Origin of the sequence: Pseudomonas sp. 10B238, from assembly GCF_000970615.1 — a bacterium.
GTDB lineage: Bacteria > Pseudomonadota > Gammaproteobacteria > Pseudomonadales > Pseudomonadaceae > Stutzerimonas.
Genome location: NZ_KQ033929.1, coordinates 1 through 21,935 on the forward strand (window position 1 = coordinate 1; position 21,935 = coordinate 21,935).

18 protein-coding genes and 2 pseudogenes are annotated in these 21,935 nt (G+C 54.2%); 8 read left to right on the forward strand and 12 right to left on the reverse strand.

From position 1 onward, the window contains the following. Positions 1 to 97: 97 nt before the first annotated feature. Positions 98 to 781: pseudogene (locus RT21_RS04715) on the reverse strand (SOS response-associated peptidase family protein); the annotation flags it as partial. Positions 782 to 875: 94 nt separating this feature from the next. On the opposite strand from RT21_RS04715, the gene RT21_RS04720 reads away from it, so the two are divergent. Both RT21_RS04720 and RT21_RS04725 read left to right on the forward strand, forming a co-directional pair. Beyond that, entirely contained in the window at positions 876 to 1,307 is a 432-nt protein-coding gene (locus RT21_RS04720) for a LexA family protein (protein ID WP_023082840.1), read from the forward strand. Further along, positions 1,294 to 2,571 (forward strand): Y-family DNA polymerase, encoded by a 1,278-nt coding sequence (locus tag RT21_RS04725; RefSeq protein ID WP_045428530.1) that lies wholly within the window; start codon positions 1,294 to 1,296, stop codon positions 2,569 to 2,571. Before RT21_RS04720 ends, RT21_RS04725 begins: the two co-directional genes overlap by 14 nt. A 522-nt stretch (positions 2,572 to 3,093) precedes the next feature. Here RT21_RS04725 and RT21_RS24045 read toward each other — a convergent pair. Then, entirely contained in the window at positions 3,094 to 3,375 is a 282-nt protein-coding gene (locus RT21_RS24045; RefSeq protein ID WP_041106953.1) for a hypothetical protein, read from the reverse strand. A gap of 166 nt (positions 3,376 to 3,541) precedes the next feature. Further along, complete coding sequence (locus RT21_RS04740; RefSeq protein WP_031653269.1) at positions 3,542 to 3,775, reverse strand: hypothetical protein; 234 nt, start codon at positions 3,773 to 3,775, stop codon at positions 3,542 to 3,544. A 333-nt stretch (positions 3,776 to 4,108) separates the two neighbouring features. On the opposite strand from RT21_RS04740, the gene RT21_RS04745 reads away from it, so the two are divergent. Both RT21_RS04745 and RT21_RS04750 read left to right on the forward strand, forming a co-directional pair. Further along, complete coding sequence (locus RT21_RS04745) at positions 4,109 to 4,759, forward strand: hypothetical protein (RefSeq protein WP_045428535.1); 651 nt, start codon at positions 4,109 to 4,111, stop codon at positions 4,757 to 4,759. A 6-nt stretch (positions 4,760 to 4,765) separates the two neighbouring features. After that, complete coding sequence (locus RT21_RS04750) at positions 4,766 to 5,920, forward strand: helix-turn-helix domain-containing protein (RefSeq protein WP_031653271.1); 1,155 nt, start codon at positions 4,766 to 4,768, stop codon at positions 5,918 to 5,920. Positions 5,921 to 6,022: 102 nt separating this feature from the next. On the opposite strand, the gene RT21_RS04755 is transcribed toward RT21_RS04750, so the two are convergent. The 4 genes from RT21_RS04755 to RT21_RS04770 form a co-directional block, all read right to left on the reverse strand. Next, a complete protein-coding gene (locus tag RT21_RS04755; protein ID WP_041106958.1) occupies positions 6,023 to 6,619 on the reverse strand; it encodes a DUF6088 family protein in 597 nt (198 codons plus the stop codon). A 14-nt stretch (positions 6,620 to 6,633) separates the two neighbouring features. Then, the gene (locus RT21_RS04760) at positions 6,634 to 6,897 is read right to left on the reverse strand and encodes a BPSL0761 family protein (protein ID WP_023083089.1); all 264 of its coding nucleotides are present in this window, start codon (positions 6,895 to 6,897) and stop codon (positions 6,634 to 6,636) included. Between the two features lie 66 nt (positions 6,898 to 6,963). Further along, positions 6,964 to 8,364: a DEAD/DEAH box helicase gene (locus tag RT21_RS04765; RefSeq protein WP_023083090.1), complete on the reverse strand. Its 1,401-nt coding sequence runs from the start codon at positions 8,362 to 8,364 to the stop codon at positions 6,964 to 6,966. Beyond that, a complete protein-coding gene (locus tag RT21_RS04770) occupies positions 8,361 to 8,948 on the reverse strand; it encodes a hypothetical protein (protein ID WP_041106962.1) in 588 nt (195 codons plus the stop codon). Before RT21_RS04770 ends, RT21_RS04765 begins: the two co-directional genes overlap by 4 nt. 104 nt (positions 8,949 to 9,052) lie before the next feature. Here RT21_RS04770 and RT21_RS04775 point away from each other — a divergent pair, with 104 nt between their 5' ends. From RT21_RS04775 to RT21_RS04790, 4 genes are all read left to right on the forward strand, one after another. Further along, complete coding sequence (locus RT21_RS04775) at positions 9,053 to 9,274, forward strand: helix-turn-helix domain-containing protein (protein WP_041106964.1); 222 nt, start codon at positions 9,053 to 9,055, stop codon at positions 9,272 to 9,274. Between the two features lie 349 nt (positions 9,275 to 9,623). Continuing rightward, positions 9,624 to 12,425: a class I SAM-dependent DNA methyltransferase gene (locus tag RT21_RS04780; RefSeq protein ID WP_045428537.1), complete on the forward strand. Its 2,802-nt coding sequence runs from the start codon at positions 9,624 to 9,626 to the stop codon at positions 12,423 to 12,425. Positions 12,426 to 12,487: 62 nt separating this feature from the next. Then, a complete protein-coding gene (locus tag RT21_RS04785) occupies positions 12,488 to 14,638 on the forward strand; it encodes a hypothetical protein (RefSeq protein WP_063880481.1) in 2,151 nt (716 codons plus the stop codon). Further along, positions 14,631 to 15,839, forward strand: a complete 1,209-nt coding sequence (locus tag RT21_RS04790; protein WP_023082699.1) for a GIY-YIG nuclease family protein — start codon at positions 14,631 to 14,633, stop codon at positions 15,837 to 15,839. Before RT21_RS04785 ends, RT21_RS04790 begins: the two co-directional genes overlap by 8 nt. 103 nt (positions 15,840 to 15,942) lie before the next feature. Here the strand turns inward: RT21_RS04790 and RT21_RS22985 are convergent, their stop codons facing one another. The 5 genes and pseudogenes from RT21_RS22985 to RT21_RS23530 all read right to left on the reverse strand — a co-directional run. Next, entirely contained in the window at positions 15,943 to 16,353 is a 411-nt protein-coding gene (locus RT21_RS22985) for a hypothetical protein (protein ID WP_052649197.1), read from the reverse strand. Position 16,354: 1 nt separating this feature from the next. Further along, entirely contained in the window at positions 16,355 to 18,682 is a 2,328-nt protein-coding gene (locus RT21_RS04800; protein WP_041106970.1) for a hypothetical protein, read from the reverse strand. Further along, positions 18,645 to 20,297 (reverse strand): hypothetical protein, encoded by a 1,653-nt coding sequence (locus tag RT21_RS04805; RefSeq protein ID WP_023082702.1) that lies wholly within the window; start codon positions 20,295 to 20,297, stop codon positions 18,645 to 18,647. Before RT21_RS04805 ends, RT21_RS04800 begins: the two co-directional genes overlap by 38 nt. After that, complete coding sequence (locus RT21_RS04810) at positions 20,294 to 21,493, reverse strand: site-specific integrase (RefSeq protein ID WP_227343405.1); 1,200 nt, start codon at positions 21,491 to 21,493, stop codon at positions 20,294 to 20,296. Before RT21_RS04810 ends, RT21_RS04805 begins: the two co-directional genes overlap by 4 nt. 203 nt (positions 21,494 to 21,696) lie before the next feature. Beyond that, positions 21,697 to 21,825 (reverse strand): annotated as a pseudogene (locus RT21_RS23530) (tRNA 2-thiocytidine(32) synthetase TtcA); the annotation flags it as partial. Between the last annotated feature and the right edge of the window lie 110 nt (positions 21,826 to 21,935).

A 21,935-nucleotide genomic window follows, 5' to 3' on the forward strand; every position in this document is an offset into this window, starting at 1 on the left:
ATGGGGAGGCCGCTACTTTTTCAACAGAATCGGCCGCTTCCCGCCAGTCGCAGCTGACTGGCGCATCTCGCCTCCGGTCGATCAGAGCCTGTCGGGTGGGGCCAATTAGCGCTGCCCCGGTGTTTTTCACGTTACCCACCGCCTTGCTGACCTGGTACCACTCGAATGCCTCGGACTGCAGGCCCAGTTCCTGCACTATCTGCTCGGCACGCTGCGAAGTTGTGTTTGGGTCTATCCACTCTCGGGCCAAGTCCGCTGGTAGTACCACTGGCCGGCGATCATGGATATCCAACATGCCACCTTGGGCGTCGGCGGTGATGATCACGAACCCATCGTCTTCGCGAATCTCGCTGCCGGCGTGGGGGAGCTGGCCGATGGCGGCGAAGAACATCGGCTCGCCGCTGCGCAGGCGGATGAAGTAGGGTTGCTTGTGCTTCGGATCGGTCTCGTCCTTCACCCATTCATACCAGCCGTCAGCTGCGACCAGCGCGCGGTACGGCCATATCTGCTTGAAGAACTTGCCGCTCGCCACCGTCTCGGCGCGGGCGTTGATCGGTGCTGGCATCTTTCCCTTCATCGCCCAGTGCGGTGCCCACCCCCATCTCACCGCGGCGATCGTCAGGCCCCCTCCCTCCGCGTGCAGCAGTTGCACGTTGGTCTGTGGTGCCACGTTATAGCGCTCGATCGGCAGGTTGTCGTAGCCGCCGATCACCTCCTGCTCGCTGTTCAGCTCCCGCAGGTAATCCGCCATCCCCTGATACTGCGCAAATCGTCCGCACATGACCGTCCGCTCGTCATCGCCTTTCTCATTCTGATTGTAGGTGGGTTGGTTTGTTTTATACTGTATATAAATACAGCATTATTGCGGGTGCACTATGTCCTGCACGATCCTTGGGCCACTGAGCAGCAGCTCCGTGTGCCTGCCTTTGTATTCCTTCCGCGTCCCGGCCGGGTTTCCCTCGCCGGCGCAGGATCACATCGAAGCCGAGATATCCCTCGACGAGCTTCTCGACCTCCGCGCGCCGCATATGTATCTGGTGCGCATCAGCGGCGACAGCATGATCAACGCAGGGATGTTTGATGGCGACCTGGCTATCGTGAATCGGGCGATGGAGGGGCGGCCTGGCCTGATTGTCATCGCTGCGCTCAACGGCGATGCCTTGGTGAAGCGTTTGGCCAAGGAAGGCGAACAGATCGTTCTGCGGGCGGAGAACCAGGCCTACGCGCCGCGCTACGTACTCGAGGGGGATGAGCTACTGATCTGGGGCGTGGTCACCCACAGCGTGCGCTGCCATGCCCCAGGCTGAGTCGGCAATTGCCCTGATCGACTGCAACTCGTTCTACGCCAGTTGCGAGCGGGTGTTTCGCCCGGACCTGCTGCGTACGCCTATCGTCGTGCTGTCGAACAACGACGGCTGCGTGATCGCCCGCTCGGCCGAGGCCAAGGCGCTGGGCATCAAGATGGGTGAGCCGTATTTTCAGATCAGGCAAAAGCTTCGGCAGCACGGCATTTTTGCGTTCTCCAGCAACTACGCGCTTTATGGCGACATGAGTCAGCGGGTGATGACCATTCTCGAGGGGATGGCTCCGGTGCTTGAGGTGTACAGCATTGATGAAGCGTTCGCCGACCTGACCGGTATGCCTGGCAGTTTGGAGAGGTTGGGGCGGGAGATGCGTGCACGGGTGCTGCGCTGCACTGGCATCCCGGTGGGGGTGGGCATTGCCCAGACCAAGACCTTGGCCAAGCTGGCCAATCGTGCGGCGAAGCTATGGCAACGGCAGACCGGTGGGGTCGTGGACATCCGAAAGCCCGAAAAGCGCAACAGGCTCCTGCAGGTGATGGATGTCAGCGAGGTCTGGGGCATCGGCCGGCAGATGACCGCCCACCTGGCCGACATGAACATTCGTACTGCCTGGGATCTTGCCCAGGCTGACGCCTGGACACTGCGCAGCAAGTTCTCGGTAGTGGTGGAGAAGACGGCCCGTGAGCTGCGTGGCACATCCTGCCTGGCGCTCGAGGAGCAAGTACCGCCGAAGCAAGAGATCTGCTGCAGCCGGATGTTCGGCAAGCGTTTACATGAACTGCCGCCGATCCGCGAAGCGGTCGCCTCCTACACCGCTCGGGCTTGTGAAAAGCTGCGCGCGCAGCACTCCCTGTGCAAGAAGGTACGGATCAGCATTCGTACTGGCATGTTCAACCCGGACGAGCCGAAGTTCACCAAGGGCATTATCTGTGAGTTGCCCTATCCGACCGACGATACCCGACTGATAACCAAAGCCGCCTCCGCGGGGCTGGAACTGATCTTCCGGGCCGGCTTTGCATTCAGTAAGGCGGAGATCCTGTTGCTCGATCTGCGCCAGCGTGGCGAGTTCACTGATGACCTGTTCGTCGCGACACCGCCGATGGCTGCCGAGCGGGTGATGGGGGTGATGGATGCGATCAATGCACGATGGGGGCGTGGAACGATGCGACCTGCAGGGGTGCCGGCGAAACCGGACTGGGGCATGCGTCGGGAGATGATGAGCCCGAGCTATACGACGCGGATTGATCAGTTATGGACGGTAACGTAAGGGCTTGAGGCGGCTTACCCTGGAAGAGACAGGTGCCGGCCAAGAGCTGCCCGAGTGCGAACTGACTCGATCTAGTTGACTCAAGCGTTCACTGCCCCAGAGCAATCAGCGAGGCGTGGACTGACTGACGGCTGTTGCGGCTCTATGATGAAACCTGCCTGATATCCAACACGACCCAGACCTCATACCCTTTCTCCCGTGCTGCTTTCTCGGCCTCGAGTTGGGCAGCGAGAGTACTGATGGAACGGGAGCGGTGCTCGAAGCGGAATGGCGAACCACCGTTCTTACGCACGCTCAATTCAACGAGTGTGACGGTAGAGTGCTGTTTGGGTATGGGCTGCTTCGATTTCGAAGGCGCGAGGTCTAGGCCAAGCGCGCGCCGCATCTCGACTTCAGTGAGTTTTGCGTCAGTCAAGCGAGATCCCTAGAGCGATTGCCGGTGACGCCATTGTACCGAGAAGTCGTGCAGACATGGCCTGAGTTCGATGCTGGCGAGCCAATAACCTCATCTCTGCGATATGGCTACGAATCACCAAAGTAGTCATCGCGGGCGACTAGTCCGAATGGGCGCTCCTCGCAGGGCTGCTCATCGCTGAACAGATTCTGCGTGCGGCGCTCCTGCTTCAAAAACGCTAGTGCCGCGAAAAAGCAGCTTTCGCATAGATTGACTCGATAGCGTTCGCCATCATGCCCTGCGCCATAGCCCCAGAGCGCCTGAAGCGTCCCGAACTGCTCGCCGTACCCCGGCACCCTCGTACTGGTAGCGCATACATCGCAAATGGTGTCTTTATGGCTCTCTGTCACCGGGCAGACCTCATCTTCGTATTAAAAAGAGTAACCGAGGGCACTGCGCAACGGAGCGCCTTTTGCCAGTTTTCCAGCCCCGCTGCGTTAGCTCAAGCATGGTCTGGTGTGCCATGACGGCGGTGGATATGGCAGGTCTTCGACAGATGCGGTTGGCGGTGGTTCGTCATGGTTGTCCGCTGCACGTTTCTTGCGTTGCGGGCGGCGACCACTCCATTCCCTCTTCGAGGATCGGATGGCTTTCACTAACGACGATCAACGGTTTGTTCCGATTCTCCAGCGCGAACATGGCGATGGAGCCTTCGACGTCCACCGCCGGCACCTCCCCCTGTGGGTCAAGCCTGCCAACCCAGACATATTGCCGGGTCTCCAAACATGCGAGGTAATACGAAATACCCATGCTTCCTCCGAATTTGAATCAAGTCTATTACTGTGCCAATCCGGAACGGGAGGCGGTACTGCCGCAAACATCAAATGTTATCGCCAGTGCATTTTTAACCCAGGTGCCGACGCTATTCTGCCCTAACCCAGCAGTCTGAAAGCGAAATTCTACAACTCGCTTGGTGCTCGAAACTGGGTCAATGAAATTCCGGCATGTGGGTGGAAAATGCACAGGCGGCAACACGCATGCTGCAACGTCCTCTCGGTCTCCCTCCGCGACGTGTGCTTCTTGTTTTTTTACCTCATTTGAGGAAGAATAACCGGAAGTCACCGTTGTGTTAGGAGTCCTCAGATGCAGGCTTGCCAGGTATTCAGTGATCAGGATGAAATCGCCGCCCGTCTTGAACAGTTGAGTCTGGAGCGCGAGCCACTGCGTGAGGCTATCAATCAAGCTCACCTACAGCGGGTTCGCCTGACTCCTAACCATCCCAGCATTTTTCCCGGCCTTGAAATGTGGGGCTGGTTGGTAGGAGCGGTGCGCGATCAGCTGCGCCCACTAGGGTGGGTCGCGCATGAACAGTCGAACTACCCTCTTACCGTTCACTCGGCGCTCAATCTCGCGATTGCTGTCGCATCGGGAGATAGCTATGTTGGAAATCTGCTGGGGATGCCGAGCAGCCGATCCAGGAAGGGTAAAAATACAGTTGATGCTGTTGAGCGGAACTGCCAGTTCGACATGTTTGATGACTTGCTGCCCGATCCGGAGGAGCTGCCTGAATCAGGCCCTCATGAGACCTGGATCCTGCTCCACCACACCGACACGGTGAAGAAGGAAATCCGCATCGAGCTCTCACGTCCATCGGGAATGGGTAAAGGCGGCAAGATCAATTTCTGGTCTGAACGCATCATGCTTGGCACCCTTGCTCTTGATGATGATTTCTTTGAGGTTACCTCCCCAGGCGGTCCGGATATCGACATCGAAATTCGCCGTAAAAGCTCGTGATAGATCATGTTTAATCCACAACGATTTGCGCTCGCCCGTCGCCGGCGAGGTATGAAAAAGCGTGAGCTTGCCACTCATATAGGAGTAACGGAGCGATCAGTCTCCGGCTACGAGAGTGGCACGCAGGAGCCTGAGCCTGGAACCCTTGCAAAAATCGCTAAAACGCTTCGGTTCCCCGAAGCGTTTTTCTTTGGTGATGATCCTGAGGTGCCAACGCCGGATGTTGCCAGTTTCCGGTCGCTCTCAAAGATGACTGCTGGCCTTAGGGATTCAGCTCTCGGTGCAGGCGCAATTGCGCTCCTGCTGAATGACTGGATCGAGCAACGTTTCGATTTGCCAGAGCCAGATCTTCCGGACCTGGGGTCCGAACGCGCTGCACTGACGAATTTTGAGGCGCTCGATAAGCTGGCACTATCACGCAGTGCCCAAGCGCCAGAGGCCGCTGCGGAGATGCTGAGGGCACACTGGGGTTTAGGTGAGCAGCCGGTTAAGAACATGATTGCGCTTCTTGAGTCGAAAGGCGTTCGTGTCTACTCACTTGCAATTGATGCAAAGGAGGTCGACGCGTTCTCGATGTGGAGTGGCGGCCGCCCCTTTATGTTCTTGAATACCTTTAAGTCGGCCGAGCGTTGCCGCTTTGACGCAGCTCATGAATTAGGACATTTGGTTATGCACCAGCATGCCCACCCACAAGGACCTGATTTAGAGCGTGAGGCGAATGCCTTTGCGTCGGCTTTTCTAATGCCACGTGCAAGCGTTCTAGCGATGGCTCCACGTTCGATCACTATCAAAAGCCTAATCAAATACAAGAAGCTCTGGTCCGTTTCTGTGGCAGCCTTAAATTACCGGCTTCATAGCCTGGGGCTTTCCACGGAGTGGGCTTACCGAACGCTGTGTATTCAGATTGCTCAAGAGGGCTATCGCACCGAAGAGCCGGAATCTATTGCTCATGAGCGGTCAGTGATCCTGGAGAAGATTTTCGCCGCGTTACGTGCAGATGGGGTTGGGAAAGCTGGCGTCGCGGGAGAACTGGCAATCAGTCCTGAGGAGATCAATGAATTGACGTTCGGATTGATGTTGAACGTGTTGAAGGGGCAGAGCGCTAACCCATCCGACTCTGGTGGGAAATCAGGTGCCCATCTCCGTTTGGTCAAGGGGTGAAGGGATGCCGCCGATGTCGCTTGGTCGGACTCGGCCAGCAACGGAAATCTGCCTGACAGAGCGTTAAGGAGCAAGCGTGTTGACGGTGTGTATGCGCGCTGACTACTCCAACGCCATGCGCATCCATTTCGGCATTTTGCAGGCCATTAATGTGGTTAGGTCTTCTGGCCTGAGCACCTTCTTGATCGCGGCAATGCATTCCGGGGTCGAGCCGTCTTTACCGAGATAAAATAGTGCGCTGATAGCCGTCCCTACCTCGGTCCCGGCACGCTGCATGACCATTGGTGCCGCATGTACCAACCGGACCTCACCCTTACCTATAAAAAATGATCGGCTGGGTCCGCTGGTGTAATAGATCGGAATGAGCGGCATCTGGGTGCTCAGTCCAAACAACCTGACCGCATGAGCGCCATGAATCTGTAGAACATGGCGGTTCTGCCTAGCGATCAAGCTCACTACTTCCCATACATTTGGGCGGACCCGTGCAACGTATCGACTGGATTTCGGGCGCATGTAAATTCCTCGATGCACCCGTTCAAGTTCGCCTTGGCTGACCAGCCGAGCTAGTGCCTTGGATATGGCGCCACGCGCTCCAAGCTCCGCAAAGCGGCCGATGCAGAAGGGTTGCCCTTTGGGTAAGCGCTTAATCCGTTGCGCAATGCGGGTGGATACCGACAGAGCAAAATCAGTGCTGGACATTGCGGCTCTCATTTCTATCGCGTGAAGTCCAATGACGAGCTGAACAGCGGCTGATGAAAAGCGATCACCCGCCGTCGATATTCATCATCTGGTGCATCGCTCACCAGGCACTCTTCAAGGCGCCCCAACGAGAGGATCTGGTCGGCCGACGGGTAGTGCCTGAGCAGGCTTTTCGCATAGCTGCGGATATCCTGAGGCAGCTCAGTGTTACGGGCGAGCTCTCGCAGGAACTCTTCGGTCTTGATGACGCTGCGGGTTCTTTCGTGAGGAAGGGTCAATGCGGCTATCTCCTGATTCAGTCAACCACGTCTGCCGACGCTTGAATTCAGTCCTCCATACAAGCATCAAAAGCAAGCCAGCAACTGTTGCCGGTAGTGCTTGGAAAAGCTGACCAGATGGTTTGGCTCAGCGGCAGAGCCCCCCAGGGATAAGGCGCATGTAGCACCTGCCCCAATTACCTGCGCAATGCCACTTCCATTACTGTCATCCAGGACATCGATATTACCAGCAGCCCCAATCCAGCCAGATATTGAACCTGAAGTGGAGGCTGGCATCTCTACCTCGTTCAGCACTGCCAGGTCATCCGGTAGATCATCTGCAATTCTCTCTGCCAAGCACTGCAGTGTCGGCTCCGCTAACATGAATAGCCACGCCTGATTATCGGGCTCGCCTGTGCGCCGAAGCACTCGCCCAAGCACTTGTCGGTAATGCAGCTCAGTGCGGATGCGACTGAGGTAGCAGCACACCTGGAGTCGAGGAATGTCCGTGCCTTCGCTGATCATTCCAACTGCGATAATCCAACGGCAGGCGCTGTGTCTGAACGCATTGATAACCTGCTGCGCAGCCGGGGTTTTGTTGGTCACGATGCGGCAACCTTCACCCAGGGTTTCCAGGGCCAAGGCAATTTGCTGGGCGTGCTCGATGTCGGTGGCAACCACTAAGCCTGCCGCATCAGGCTTGATCAGGCGAAGCTCATCCAGCTTGCTGCACCCGAGACCGAGTAACTGGTCAATCACCTCGTCATGGCGCAACAGCTCTTCGTAGGTGACAGGGGACTCCCCCAATAGTTTGGCAATGCTGGGAAACATCCTGACAGTGCTCTCCGTGTCCAGCTCCTCGGTAAGTATCACCTTCTGGTTGTCGAGCAGGACAATGCGAGGGGAACGGCACACACCATCAGCAATGGCCTCTTTCAATCCGTAGCGGTAGTCGCAGATCAGGTACCCCTCGGGCGTCGAGTAGCGGGCCAGGGCAATGGCCCGGTCGTCCGAACGCCATGGGGTGCCGGAGAGGGCCAAGGTGAAGGCTGCCCTGTCCTGTATCCGCTGAAGAATCTGTTGGCCCCAGGCGTTACTCAGAAGTACATCGTGGCCGGCGCAGTGGTGGATTTCGTCGAAAACCACGAACACACGGTAGTCATCGAGGAGTCGCCAGAACGTCTCATCTCGGTATTCCATGGCTTGATAGGTGAACGCCGCCCCAACTGCGCCGAGTTGGCCGTCCAAGCGTCTGCCGAGCACCGCAGCAAAGGACGAGCGAAAGCCCTCGACAACTTGGCAGGATGGTGCGAAGCAGAGCACCAGATCGATCCGGTCCTGCTCAAGCAGCCTGCTGGCCAGCTCTGCCGCCATACGCGTCTTACCGGCACCCGGCGTTGCCTGGCAGAAGAAGTGCGGCGTGGCAGTAAAGTGCTCCAGTGCCGCGTCGATGCAGCGGCGTTGCCAGTTTCGCAGCAGTGTGGTCATCGTGCGGAGGCAAGCGTCTTGAGTGTCTTCTCGATGGCGCGAAGATGGCCCAGCAGGCGCGAGCTTCGGTCTCTAGCTTCCAGGTACTCGCCTTCGACCTTATCCCGGAGATGCGGCATATCATCGAGGAGCAGCTTGTATCGCTCCGCCTCGCCCATCGATGCGAGGAAGTCCAGCCTGATTTCCTTGAGGAGCGCCTCCAGGTGCTGATCCGCATCGACTGATGGTTGCGGCACCGCCGAATTATCGAACGCTGACGGCTCCTGCTCTGGCTCACAAGCAGTCTTATGGCTGTTCTCGAACCCGTTGTCGATCAGCTCCAATTGCAGATGTGCCGGAATCGGCAGCAGGTGGTAGACCTGTCCCCGCGAACGGCGCTCTTCATCGAGCACAACCCAACCCATGCGCAGCATTCGGCGGATCTGCTCATACACATAGCGGCGCACATCACCGATACGGAAAGTCATGCCATCCAGGCGCTTGGCATAGGCATCACGCAGTTCACGCGTCGTGAACCTTGAACGCCCTTCCTCCTGAAGCAGCTCATACAGACGCCTGTCGAAGGTAAACGAGGCCGATTTCATTGAGGCACCAGAAGAGTTAACGCAGAGGAAATGCGGATTATAATCCGTGGCTCGTACGTCCGCAAACACACGATAGTGCCGCCTCAAGTGGAATTGAGACGGTCATGGATAAGTTGGCGAAGGCGTTAGGGGAACGCATCCGGACGCAGAGAAAGGCCTGTCGGATTTCTCAGGATGCTCTAGCGCTGGCCTGCAGTATGGACCGTAGCTATATGGGGCGAATCGAGCGTGGCGAAGTAAACATCACCGTCGAGAAGCTCTATCGCATTGCAAGCGAGCTCGCTTGCGATCCATCCTGCCTTCTGCCTCAGTTGTCAGAGCTGTAGCTCCGCATCTGATCGAGAGCGGTGTTCAAGAAGGCCTGACCAGATCCAGGCCAAATTTCGCTCTCAGATCAAAACCTGGTCTGCGGCTTTTTCGCATTACAGAAGCGCCTTCCTTTATCATCCCCCGGCATCGTGTAGTGGTTGATTTCCCGGTCACTGGCTCAGGGCGCTCAGATGTCGCTGCCGATGGCATTAGGCATGCGTCAACGCTTCTGAGCAGAGCTGAGTTGCCGATGCTGACGCCAGGCTGACAGAGCAGCATGTGCCGGCCGGGAGGTAGCCATTACCCAAAAATTTAGCGGCTAAAATCGCCGCATTCGCGCATCAGCGATCTGGATAGTGGTAAACCATGAATGCAGTAGAAATTGAGTCCGCCATTTCGGACCTGGCCTTTGAGCCCTTTGACGCGGTGGAGTTTCCGTTCACCTTCCTGGCCGCATTCGGCAATAAGGAAACCGCTCTCAAGCGGCTGCGCGCCGGCAACAACAACGCCTCGGACGTACCTCGCGGCGTACTACTGCGCAACAACATTCATATCGCCACCTGCGAGCCCGGCAGCGTGGGCGATACGCTCAAGGCATTGCGTGCCAGCCCGGCCACCGCAAAAGCCAAGGCCAAATTCATCCTCGCTACCGACGGACAAACGCTGGAGGCCGAGGAGCTGATCACGGGTGAAACCATCACCTGCGGCTATCCAGACCTTCCCAACCATTTCGGCTTCCTGCTGCCGCTGGCCGGCATCTCCACCATCAAGGAGATCAAGGACAACCCCATCGACGTGCGCGCCACGAGCCGCTTGAACAAGCTGTACGTCGAGCTGCTGAATGAAAACCCAGACTGGGCCAAAGCCGAACGCCGCCATGACATGAACCACTTTATGGCGCGGCTGATTTTCTGCTTCTTTGCCGAAGACACCGACATCTTCACTGGCGATGGTCTGTTTACCAAGACGGTTGAGCAGTTCAGCGAACGCGACGGCTCCAACACCCACCAAGTGCTGTCGGAAATCTTCCGCGCCATGAACATCAAGCTGGCCGAGCGCGCCACCGCTCAGCCGCGCCTACCCAGTTGGGCCAACACCTTCCCTTATGTGAATGGCGGTTTGTTCTCCGGCAGTACCGAAGTGCCACGCTTCACGCGCATGGCGCGCACCTACCTGCTGCACGCTGGCAACCTCAACTGGCAAAAAATCAACCCAGACATCTTCGGCAGCATGATCCAGGCCGTAGCCGATGATGAAGAGCGTGGCGCACTCGGCATGCACTACACCAGCGTGCCCAACATTCTGAAAGTGTTGAACCCGCTCTTCCTGGATGACCTGCGTGCTCAACTAGACGCTGCGGGCGACAACAAAGCCAAGCTGCTGAACCTGCGCAAGCGCATGGCGCGCATCCGTGTGTTTGACCCTGCCTGCGGGTCCGGCAACTTCCTGGTTATCGCCTACAAGCAGATGCGCGAGATTGAAGCCGAGATCAATCGCCGCCGAGGCGAGGCCAACAATAAATCGGAAATCCCTCTGACCAATTTTCGCGGCATCGAACTGCGCGACTTTCCGGCAGAGATTGCCCGTCTGGCGCTAATCATTGCCGAATTTCAGTGCGATGTGCTGTATCGCGGCCAGCAGGATGCGCTGGCGGAGTTTCTGCCTCTGGATGCGCAGAACTGGATCGTTTGCGGCAATGCGCTGCGGCTGGACTGGCTGAGCATCTGCCCGCCAACGGGAACAGGCGTGAGAGTGCTCGCCGATGACTTATTTGGCACGCCTCTCAATCAGACAGAAATTGATTTCGAGAACGAAGGTGGGGAAACGTATATCTGCGGGAATCCGCCGTATCTTGGCTCACGGGATCAGAAGGACGAACAAAAGGCTGACTTGCAGACTCTTTTCGATAGGCGAATCCAGAACTGGAAGTCGCTCGATTATGTTGCCGGCTGGTTCATTAAGGCCGCTGATTACGGCACCAAAACCCGCTCTGCTGCGGCTTTCGTGTCCACCAACTCCATTTGCCAGGGTCTGCAAGTTCCAATCCTGTGGCCGGAGATATTTGCCAGTGGCCGCCAAATCGAATTTGCCCACACATCCTTTCGTTGGGCCAATCTTGCCAGCCACAATGCAGGTGTGACTGTAGTCATCATTGGCATCACAACGCAGCCACGCAATCCGAGGCGCTTGTTCTCTCTGGACGACTCGGGACAGACCATCGAACGCCAATGTGCGCATATCAATGCATATCTGGCGGTAGGTGATAGTGTCATTGTGGATAAGACTAGCCAGCCCCTGGGTACGCAGAGTGAGATGACTTTTGGAAATACTCCAATAGATGGCGGTCATTTGCTGCTCTCGCGGGACGAACGCGACGCCCTGCAACTCACACCTGCTCAGCAAGGCCGATTTATTCGCCGGATTTATGGCTCCGCTGAGTTCATTCGCGGCCTGGAGCGTTACTGTCTGTGGATCGAAGATCAGCACTTGGCTGAAGCACAAACGATCCATCCTATTGCTCAACGTCTTCGTGATGTGCGCAATATGCGACTCAACGGTGGGAAGACAGCAAGGGACATCGCTGAAAGACCACACCAATTCCAAAGAATGTACTTCGGCAAGCATTCAACGCTCATTGTCCCTAGCGTCTCCTCCGAAACTCGCGCGTATCTGCCCTGCGGTTATGCGCCTGCCGGGACTATCGTTTCCAATCTCGCCTTCGCCCTCTACGATGCTCCGCTCTGGAACATGGCCCTGATTGCTTCCCGCTTGCACTTAGTCTGGATCGGCACTGTCTGCGGAAAAATGAAAACTGACTTTCGCTACTCGAACACTCTTGGCTGGAACACCTTCCCAGTGCCGCTACTCACCGAGCAGAACAAGGCGGACCTGACGCGCTGCGCCGAGGACATTCTCCTGGCCCGCGAAGCCCACTTCCCCGCCACCATCGCCGATCTGTACGCCCCGGACGCCATGCCGGCCAACCTGCGCCGCGCCCACGAGCGCAACGATGAAGTGCTGGAGCGTATCTACATCGGTCGGCGTTTTAGAAACGATACCGAACGACTGGAAAAGCTGTTTGACCTCTACACCAAGATGACAGCAGATACATCGAAGGCCGCGCCGAAAAAGCCACGAGGGAAAAGGCATGAGCGATACCCTTGCTAACCTGACCACGCCCCCCGAAGGCTACGGCGAGTGGTTAGCTGATCTCAAAGGCCGCATCCACAATGCCCAGGCGACGGTACTCTCATGGAGGAAGAATCACAGTGACTAACACTACCAACCCGACCAACAGATACACGGTGCCGTCGGTATCCATTGCTACCGCGCACACTGGGGCATCCAGCAAGGCAAATGAGCTGGGCATGCGTACCATGCAGGAACGCGCCTATACCAAGCGCGGCGAACAGTATTTGCTGATTAAATCGCCACCGGCATCAGGTAAGTCCCGCGCCCTGATGTTTATCGCCCTGGACAAGCTCCATAACCAGGGACTGCAACAGGCTATCGTCGTAGTGCCGGAGCGCTCCATTGGCGGCAGCTTTGCCGATGAATCGCTGAGCCAACATGGCTTCTACTGGGACTGGCAAGTAGCCCCCCAGTGGAACCTGTGCAATGCACCAGGCATCGATGAACCGCGTGTGGCCAAGTCCAAGGTAGATGCAGTGCGCGCCTTCCTGACCAGCAGCGACAAGGTGCTGGTCTGCACCCATGCCACCTTCCGCTTTGCCGTGGAAGAGTTAGGCATCGACGCTTTCGACAACCGCCTGATTGCCATCGACGAGTTCCACCACGTTTCCGCCAATCCGGACAACAAACTGGGCAGCCAACTGAGCGCGTTTATCAACCGCGACAAGGTGCATCTGGTTGCCATGACCGGCTCCTACTTCCGTGGTGACAGCGAGGCCGTGCTGGCCCCGTCGGAAGAGAACAAATTTGAGACAGTCACCTACACCTACTACGAGCAGCTCAACGGCTACCGCTGGCTCAAGTCGCTGGATATTGGCTACTTCTTCTACACCGGCCGGTACGTGGATGCGGTCGCCAAGGTGCTGGACCCGGCACTGAAAACCATCGTCCACATTCCAAACGTAAATGCCCGCGAGAGCCTCAAGGACAAAGAGCGCGAGGTCAACGAGATCATGAGCGCGCTCGGCGATTGGCAGGGTGTAGACCCGACCACCGGCTTTCACCTGATCAAAGCCAAGGACGGCCGCACGCTGAAAGTGGCCGACCTGGTGGATGACAGCGACCCAGGCAAACGCTCCAAAGTGCTCGGCGCATTGAAAGACCCGGCGCAGAAAAACAACCGCGACAACGTCGATGTGATCATCGCTCTGGGCATGGCGAAGGAGGGCTTTGACTGGATCTGGTGCGAGCATGCGCTGACCATCGGCTACCGTTCGAGCCTGACCGAAATCGTGCAGATCATTGGCCGTGCCACCCGCGATGCAGAAGGTAAAGAGCGCTCACGCTTCACCAACCTGATCGCAGAGCCAATGGCTGATCAAGCAGCTGTAGCCGAAGCGGTAAACGATATGCTCAAGGCCATTTCTGCCAGCCTGCTGATGGAACAGGTGCTCGCCCCGCGCTATGAGTTCACCCCGAAAGATACCGGGCCGAAAGAAGGCTTCAATTATGGCCCGGAGGGGTATCAACCGGGCGGCACCAACCTGGGTGTGAATGAAACCACGGGCCAGTTCCATGTCGAGATTAACGGCCTGACCACGCCGCAAAGCACAGAAGCCACGCGCATCTGCAAAGAAGACTTGAACGAAGTAGTGACCAGCTTCCTGCAGGACAAAACCGTGCTGGAGCGCGGCCTGTTCGATAAGGAGAACACCCTGCCGGAAGAGCTGACTCAACTGCGCATGGGCAAGATCGTGCGCGAGCGGTACCCCGATTTGAGCGACGTCGACCAGGAAGCCATCCGCCAGCACGCCATCGCCGCCATGAACATTACCCAGCAGGCCAAGTTGGCTCTGGCGCAGGCAGATGCAAACGGTAGCGACAACGTGCAGGGCAGCACAGCACTGCTTGATGGCGTGCGCAAATTCGTTAACGTGCGCGAGCTGGACATTGACCTGATCGACCGCATCAACCCCTTCGATGCCGCCTATGCGGTACTGGCGAAGGCAATGGATGAAAAGTCTCTGCGCCAGGTTCAGGCCAGCATTGCCGCCAAGAAGGTGAGCATCCCCGAAGATGAGGCGCGAGAGCTGGCCAAGCGTGCCCTGCAGTTCAAGAACGAGCGCGGCCGCCTGCCCGACATCAACTCTGCCGATGCCTGGGAAAAACGCTTGGCTGAAGGCGTAGCAGCATTGGCACGCTACCGCGCCCAAGCCAAAGCGGCGCAGGGGGAATCCGCCAATGGCTGATATGAACGATGACGACCTGCTGGAGGCGCTGGGGGTAGAAGTCCCCACGCTCAAGACAGCCACTCGAACTCCTCGCGAAGAGCGCATCATCGCTGGTTTCGAGGACATTCAGCGCTTCTATCAGACCCACGGCCGCGCTCCGCTGCATGGCGAAGACCGCGACATTTTTGAGCGCTTGTATGCCGTGCGCCTGGATCAACTGCGCAAACTGCCAGAGGCACAAACCCTACTGGCCGGTCTGGATACTCACGGCCTACTGTCAGGTACTGCGGTCACCACGACTAATGTGGATGACCTGGATGAGGACGCCTTGCTCGCCGAGCTGGGCATCGGTAGTGAGTCCGTCGAGCAGGACGACATAACGGTACTGAGGCATGTGCGTTCCAGTGCGGCAATAAAAGCGGCTGAAGAGATGGCCGCTCGGAACCCCTGTAAAGACTTCGAGAATTTCAAGCCGCTGTTTGATGAAGTGGAAGTAGGCCTCAAGCAAAAGCGCTGGGTGACCAAGCCTTTTGGCAAGAACGCCAGCATTGAGGCTGGAGACTTCTTCATTCTGAGCGGGCTCATTGCCTACGTCGCCGAAGTCGGGGACACCTACAAAACGCCGAATGCGGAGACGAACGGGCGTTTGCGCGTCATCTACTCCAATGAGACGGAAAGTGATCTGTTGCTACGATCCCTACAGCGGGCGCTTTACAAGGACAGTGAGGGGCGTGCCGGATCTCGGCTGATCAAGGTCGACTCAGGCCCACTGTTCAGCGACATCGCCGAGCCGGACGACATAGAAAGCGGCACTATCTATGTGCTGCGCAGCCAGTCTAACCACCCCTTCGTGGCCGAGCACCGCGAGCTGATCCACAAGATCGGCGTAACCGGAGGCCGAGTGGAAACCCGCATCGCAGGCGCAGACAAAGACGCCACCTACCTGCTGGCTGATGTGGAGGTGGTCGCTACTTACAAGCTGCACAACCTGAACCGCACCCGGCTGGAAAACATCTTCCACCGCCTGTTCGGCGCGGCGCAGCTGGACTTGACCATCGAAGACCGCTTCGGCCATCCGGTCAAACCTAGGGAGTGGTTTCTGGTGCCGCTGCATGTGATTGATGAGGCGGTTGAGCGCATTCGAGATGGGTCGATTACCGGTTTTGCGTATGACCCGCAAACAGCTCGCCTAGTCAGCGAAGGGGCAATTAAAGCGTGATGGTCATATCCGGGAGAAAGCAAGTCTTCTCTCCTGGATGCCCCCTTGGATTGCACACCAAGCGTGTGCCCAATACGGCATAGTCGAGGAGGTGTACGAATGATTAGCCATTTTGTATCTCTTCAGGTCTTTTCTTGATCAAGGCATAGAGATCAAGGTTGGGAATGGCATTGGCGTTCAAAAGCATCCTCTCAATCATACGCAGTTGCTCTGCATTATTTCTTTTGAGAACCGCAACCTCAGCCTTCAAGTGCTCTATTTGCTCCACAAGCTTTACTTCAGAAGCAGTTATCTTTGTGAGCAGGGAAGGAGTTGCGCCACGAAGTTGAGCTTTTTTATTCTTATAATATGTATTGATACCGACATAAGTGCATAGGGTTTGTCTAGTTGTTTTTATGCCAAGCTCAAGCTCTACCTTAGCGACCAGCGCGTCCCAAGTCAGCTTACCTACCCACTTAGCTAACATAATCTCAATTTTACGCTGTTGCTGAGCTGATATTTTTGGTACTACCACATCACACCTCCCCTTCAGACAGACCGAAAGAGGATAAAAGAGAGCGCAACTCGGGATTAGCATCAGATGCTGTTCTGGCAGTCTTATCTTCAATAATACCCTTCAGGCGAGCCTCAAAATCCGGTAGGGCACACGCGACCTTTGTAATGATCTTGGTATTTAGATCGGTCAAACTGAACTCAGAATTTTTATTTGAGTAACGAATCATCGTTCCGACAGGCTTACTTTTCATCAAATCATTCAGCATGGATAGAATATGGGTATTTCGCGAGTGAATTAGATACCACTGCCTCATCGCCTGGGAGTTTGGTAAGCGTGGATCACACGCTACCGATTCTAATCTCAAAGTTTGAAACGATAAATCTTTCTCAAAAAACTCGATTGTCTTCACATCGCCTGCTATGTGACAAGTCTCCGGACACATGAAGCACTGCGAGACGAAATCGTTCAAATAATTGCAAGGCGTTACATTAAGATTTTGAGTACAAAGACCGGTGGAGGTGACAGATGCCGGCAGGTTGGTGGTTTGTGTAAGTTGATTTTGGGAAACGACTCGAATATCCCGCCTGTCGATATCTGGCGGATTCAATATCGCACTCACACGACTGGCTTTCTCGTCGTGAGTCGTATGAATATAAGTATGGGTTTGCTCGGGATTCTTTCTGCCAGACCAAGCAGTGATAATTTCAACTGGAATGCTACTTAAATCAGCAAGGGTGTTAGATAAGTGCCGCAGACTATGCGGTCGCAGAATTAATTCTGACGAAAATCCGTAATCCTGAAAAATCGATGTCGTGTAGCGCCCCTGGCCGACCAGTCGAGTAAGAACCGAGGCGCCTAGCGACGCTAATGGCACCACCGCATAGTTTGTCTTTTGAAAAACTTTCCCACCACTTCCGACACTCTCGGGCGCACCATAAAGCCAACTCCCCAAGAAGCAGAACATGGCATCCTTAAGCTTGATACTTGATTCTCCGCTTGAAAATGAGAGTGGAAATTCCGGCAAAATTGATGTCCTATAGAAAGCAATCCACCACTCCTGCACTTCTTCAACCGAAACGACAGACTTATCGGAAAAAACTTTTGGCATATTGGCGTACCCGAACAAGTGGGGTAATCCTGCTAAAGCTGCACTTCTTGTTTGCGACACGGACAACTGATCTTTAGGCCGCAATGAATAAATCGGTTTTTTTTCGAAAAAATGGCCTCTTTGACTTTTATAGGTGGAAGTCAGATCAACTCCTTCCTTAAGGATCGGAACGCAATCATTAGCCCCATAGAACCCTAATGCATAACCCAATGTGAAAAGATTGGGCCGCTGCGCTAAATTTAAATTCCTCTTTAGTTCTGGCGCTATCTCGAACCCACCAAGCAACGCTTTCAAGCTTTGGTCCGGGTTCTCGTAGAATCGACATAGAATTCTCGCTGGCTCGCATGCTTTGTAAAAGAAGTTCATGGCTTTCTTTATCGGATCAGCGAGCACCGCAAGTATGTGGTTCTTGTTGTTCCCGTAGCCTTTACTTCCAATCCAGTCGAGGTAATAAACTGGCTCTCCATTGCTTTCAGAGTAACAATGCAGTCTTTGTTTAGGAAGAACAGGTATTTCCGCAGAAGTTCGATTAGGCGACGCCAGCGACAGCGTTCCAAAAGTCACTACTAAGGCATCATGGATTTTTATCTCTTTACCAGGGCGCAGCGAGCCATGTTCATCCACATACTCAAATACAGTAGAGAAGATGTCGGCTAGCGCAAGCACTGCTTGGATATCTGGAAGTTTCTCCAGCGTATTGTCAAACGTGGCATGTCCCGTCCTGTCTCTGCTGTCGCTGCCCTTCAGGTTGACCTTTCGCATCACCCCCTTTTCAGCGCAGAACGCGAGAAACGGCCGCAAGCGGTCAGCTGAACGCGCCCCCAAATTAAGACTGGTGATTGTGCACTCTGATTGCTCATAGAGATCACCATCCATGAGTGACAACAATTTCCTAGCTACCGACGTCCGAATTTTTTTCTCGTTGACGGAAAGTGGTGTGTTCGTTGTTTCTATGATCCACACTTTTATCAGGTGGTCATAGGGGTAAGGAAGGGCGTATATGGGATGGTTGCCGGCGTTGCTTTTGCCCTTACGCCCATGTACACCACACAAGAATCTGGTTCGGCGGCCAGTATTGGGGTCCACGTGATACCAGACCAAATCATCAAACTCCGCCTTCTTGCCGCCATGTCCTTCAAATTGCGCTAGCTCGGCTTCGCGATATTCGTTGATGAGCCGCTCCAATCGGCCAAGGTATTTGTTAAGCATTGATTGTGCGCTGCCTTGCGAGTTCTTCATCGCAAACCATTATTGTCTGCTTCACCCAAACAATCTGTCTCTCCAGTTTTTCAATACTTCGGGCGTAAATAGGACTAACTAGGGAGTTGCGGTTTGCAGCAAGCTTGCCCTCTGCATCAGCCAATACCGACCTGTGATCAGCTTCTAGCATCGGACGAAAGTTTGGGCACCCATAACACCCCAATGGTCTCCCTAAAACAGTTGAACAGGTCGCGCAGGAATGCTTGTTGAGTGCCCCACCAACAGGGTTGAACTTATTGTCGACAATGACCTCATCGCCTTCCGGAACGACAGTTAAGGTATGGCTAAAAGCCTTCTTTAGAAACTCATTTCCGATATACTTTGTGTCAATCTCTCTCCTAGATACATAATCCAAATCTATGTAATGCCTTGCAGCCGGCACGGTGACACCTGTCATCTTGGCCAATTGAACGGCGGGCAGACCATTTTGAGCACCGCGAGTTAATACGGTGTGACGAATTCTATTGGAAGTAGCCATACATTCGACAGTTCGATCAGAGGCAACCGGAACCCATCTCATGGCGTGTGCAACTGCAGTCTCCGATATGTGGTAGGCAGTAGACTTTGGCGTAAACATGCTTTTGAACAAATCTAAAGAGTCAAATCGCACTTTAAAAAAATCAACCGCTGGAAACATAGGCATATCATTCATGAGGCTCAAGAGTTCAGATTGATCCACTTTAATCTCTGCTGAGTCCATCACTAGTCTGAGCCCTTCCAATACCACCCGTTTATAGTCTATAAGAACCCCTGAGATATATTCGGAAAGATGTATTGGATAGCGCTCGGGCCGCTCCCTTGAGAATTGTGCGCCCTTAGACTTAACTATGAACACTCTAAGCTGCAATGTTTGCCCCCCTACCGTGCCGATTTCGTCCACAGGAAGAATTCCCGCGTCGCGAAAACTCGCACCCGAGGGGATCAAATCAGACCATTTCAATAGCGCAATTTGAATTGGCCGCCTTACGATGGAGAGCAACAACTTGTTAGTGACTATATTTCTGAGCCGCGCATATAGCCTCGGCGACTGAAAAAACAAAAGATCCCGACTGGCGCCCCAGTCGAACTCTTGTATATTTTCATTGATCTGCCTGGCTAACGAGTCAAACTCAATATCGCTTAGTGCCCCAATGGAAGGATCAAGAGTATTGTCTTTACCCTTGTCCAAATGTGTCCGCGTATACTTGTGATATTCTTCATACCGTGTATTACCTTGCCTAGAGAGCGTCCCAAAGAACTGATTGAGCCCCTTCTTATTGTTTGTCTGCAGCCCACTCCATATAGATTTAACTCTGGCTAAGGACGGAATGCCATTCAACATAAATGGCTTTACATTGCAAACGATACCTGACGCCGTACTCGCAGCCTTGGTTCGTACGTAGTCCACAAATACACTCAGAATTAAGTTTTTATCATCATCTGGCATGTTAGACGAATGAACCCAGTCAACGCACAACCGTTTTCCTTTTCCATTATTCGGCAGTAATATCCATACATCCTCCGAGGTATTTACCATCAGGCCAGATTTGGCCGTAATCCATGAGCCTTCATTAGTCAGAGACTTAAAAACTTCCCGCCTCTTCTCGCGAGTCATTTTTGCGGATCCACTCTTTTTTGATGCGCCATTGATATCTCTCTCGTCTTCAGCGCAATTCGCTTTTCATTATATCGTCTGTTCTGAGTCGTATTTTGCGACCAGCCCATGGCATATTTTCTAGCATCCTCAAGCAAAGCCGGATTGACCCCAAGCGACTCCCCTTTCTTATCAAAAATTTCATTCCATTTGTGGCGCAACAAATGAGGATGGACATGAAAGCCCAGCGACCTAGAGAGCTTTTGAAATATTGCATTTATTGCCTTTAAAGAAAGAGGCTGACCCGCAGTGCCTTTAGAGTCATTTTCGCTGACAAACACGAAGTCATGGAATTGCGCACGAGGAAAGACAATACGAACGTTGTCAATATAGAACTTAACCTTCTCCAAAAAACCTGGATCAACCGAGGCGAAGTGTGCTTTTGTCTTTTGATTGGGTTTTTCAGAGCGCAGATCTGTTGGATCATTTGCAGATCGATAAATAGCTAGCTGATCGTTAGTGCCATGAAATAGACAGTCAGAAATCTTCAATTTTGCCAGCGCACCTCTTCTGATGCCGCTTAGGACTAGCAAATTGACGATCAAGTAATTCCTCACCCTAGATGCTTTAAAGGGATTATTAGGAGAGGACGGCATCACCATCTCTAAAAACTTTACGAAAACGTCATCCGGGATCACCGATTCCTCAGGATCGCCAACATGTTGCCCTCCATTCTTGCCAAGGGCATCTTCATCTAACCTAATTTCTGCAATAAGCCCATTAAATTTATTTTTTGTTTTTTCGTCAGCATCTTGCACTTCGTGAAACTCATCGAACAACCATAAAAGAAATTGTCGAAGTCGTCTGATGCGACCTTGCAAGGTTTCGCTAGCGACCTTTGCCATCCCTTTCTGATTGGCAACAATGATGTTCCTTAGATGTTTATCATTTATATCTAGAAATCTTATATTTATACCTTCATCACCAGAACCCTTACTTAAGCAGCATCTGTCATAGAACTGCATGTACTCCATCTGGGAGATAAAAATGCCCGACGCAACTCGTTCGGGTAGGTCAATATTTTTTTCCGAAAAGTACTGCAGCACGAACAGCAGTTCATTTGCGTACCTAAATCTCGTATTGGCCGATTTAGCAGATAAAGCACCATTGAGGTAGCAGGAAACATACGGATCAATAGGGCAATCCGCTTCGTCCACTATCGACACGAAGGGCAACGAATTGAATTGGTATCGTTTGACTTTCATAATTGACAAAAAAGCTAGTCCAATAACCGATTTAGTTACAAACTAGTCCATAAATGAGTTCTGTCAAACGAGAGGAAAGGAAAAGCGACGGAAGGCGGGGCTTACAGGCAATGTCTACAGGTTTATAGGCTTTACAAATATTTTTTTGGTTATAATTTGCCGCCAGACAGGCAAACCATCACCTTGTCGCCTTCCTCGATCATGTTGAAATCAGTGACTGCCTCGCCAGCGAGGCGACGCAGACGCTTCTGCAGTTTGTTCTGGTTGACCGAGAGGTTGCCCATTTCAGAGTCCGGTGAGATGCGAAAGGCGCGCATTTTACGCGCAAAATGTACCGGCGCCCCACCCCATCCATCCAGCCGTTTGTAACGCTGGCCTTGTGCTAGGCTTTGCG

Bases quoted from the DNA above. Each gene is read 5' to 3' on its own strand.
- RT21_RS04770 (WP_041106962.1), bottom strand. From the start codon at position 8,948: ATGAAATCGGCCTCGTTTACCTTCGACAGGCGTCTGTATGAGCTGCTT.
- RT21_RS04755 (WP_041106958.1), bottom strand. From the start codon at position 6,619: ATGTCCAGCACTGATTTTGCTCTGTCGGTATCCACCCGCATTGCGCAA.
- RT21_RS04720 (WP_023082840.1), top strand. From the start codon at position 876: ATGTCCTGCACGATCCTTGGGCCACTGAGCAGCAGCTCCGTGTGCCTG.
- RT21_RS04765 (WP_023083090.1), bottom strand. From the start codon at position 8,364: ATGACCACACTGCTGCGAAACTGGCAACGCCGCTGCATCGACGCGGCA.
- RT21_RS04780 (WP_045428537.1), top strand. From the start codon at position 9,624: ATGAATGCAGTAGAAATTGAGTCCGCCATTTCGGACCTGGCCTTTGAG.
- RT21_RS04790 (WP_023082699.1), top strand. From the start codon at position 14,631: ATGGCTGATATGAACGATGACGACCTGCTGGAGGCGCTGGGGGTAGAA.
- RT21_RS04775 (WP_041106964.1), top strand. From the start codon at position 9,053: ATGGATAAGTTGGCGAAGGCGTTAGGGGAACGCATCCGGACGCAGAGA.
- RT21_RS04750 (WP_031653271.1), top strand. From the start codon at position 4,766: ATGTTTAATCCACAACGATTTGCGCTCGCCCGTCGCCGGCGAGGTATG.
- RT21_RS04785 (WP_063880481.1), top strand. From the start codon at position 12,488: ATGCCCAGGCGACGGTACTCTCATGGAGGAAGAATCACAGTGACTAAC.
- RT21_RS04805 (WP_023082702.1), bottom strand. From the start codon at position 20,297: ATGACTCGCGAGAAGAGGCGGGAAGTTTTTAAGTCTCTGACTAATGAA.
- RT21_RS04745 (WP_045428535.1), top strand. From the start codon at position 4,109: ATGCAGGCTTGCCAGGTATTCAGTGATCAGGATGAAATCGCCGCCCGT.
- RT21_RS04800 (WP_041106970.1), bottom strand. From the start codon at position 18,682: ATGAAGAACTCGCAAGGCAGCGCACAATCAATGCTTAACAAATACCTT.
- RT21_RS04740 (WP_031653269.1), bottom strand. From the start codon at position 3,775: ATGGGTATTTCGTATTACCTCGCATGTTTGGAGACCCGGCAATATGTC.
- RT21_RS04725 (WP_045428530.1), top strand. From the start codon at position 1,294: ATGCCCCAGGCTGAGTCGGCAATTGCCCTGATCGACTGCAACTCGTTC.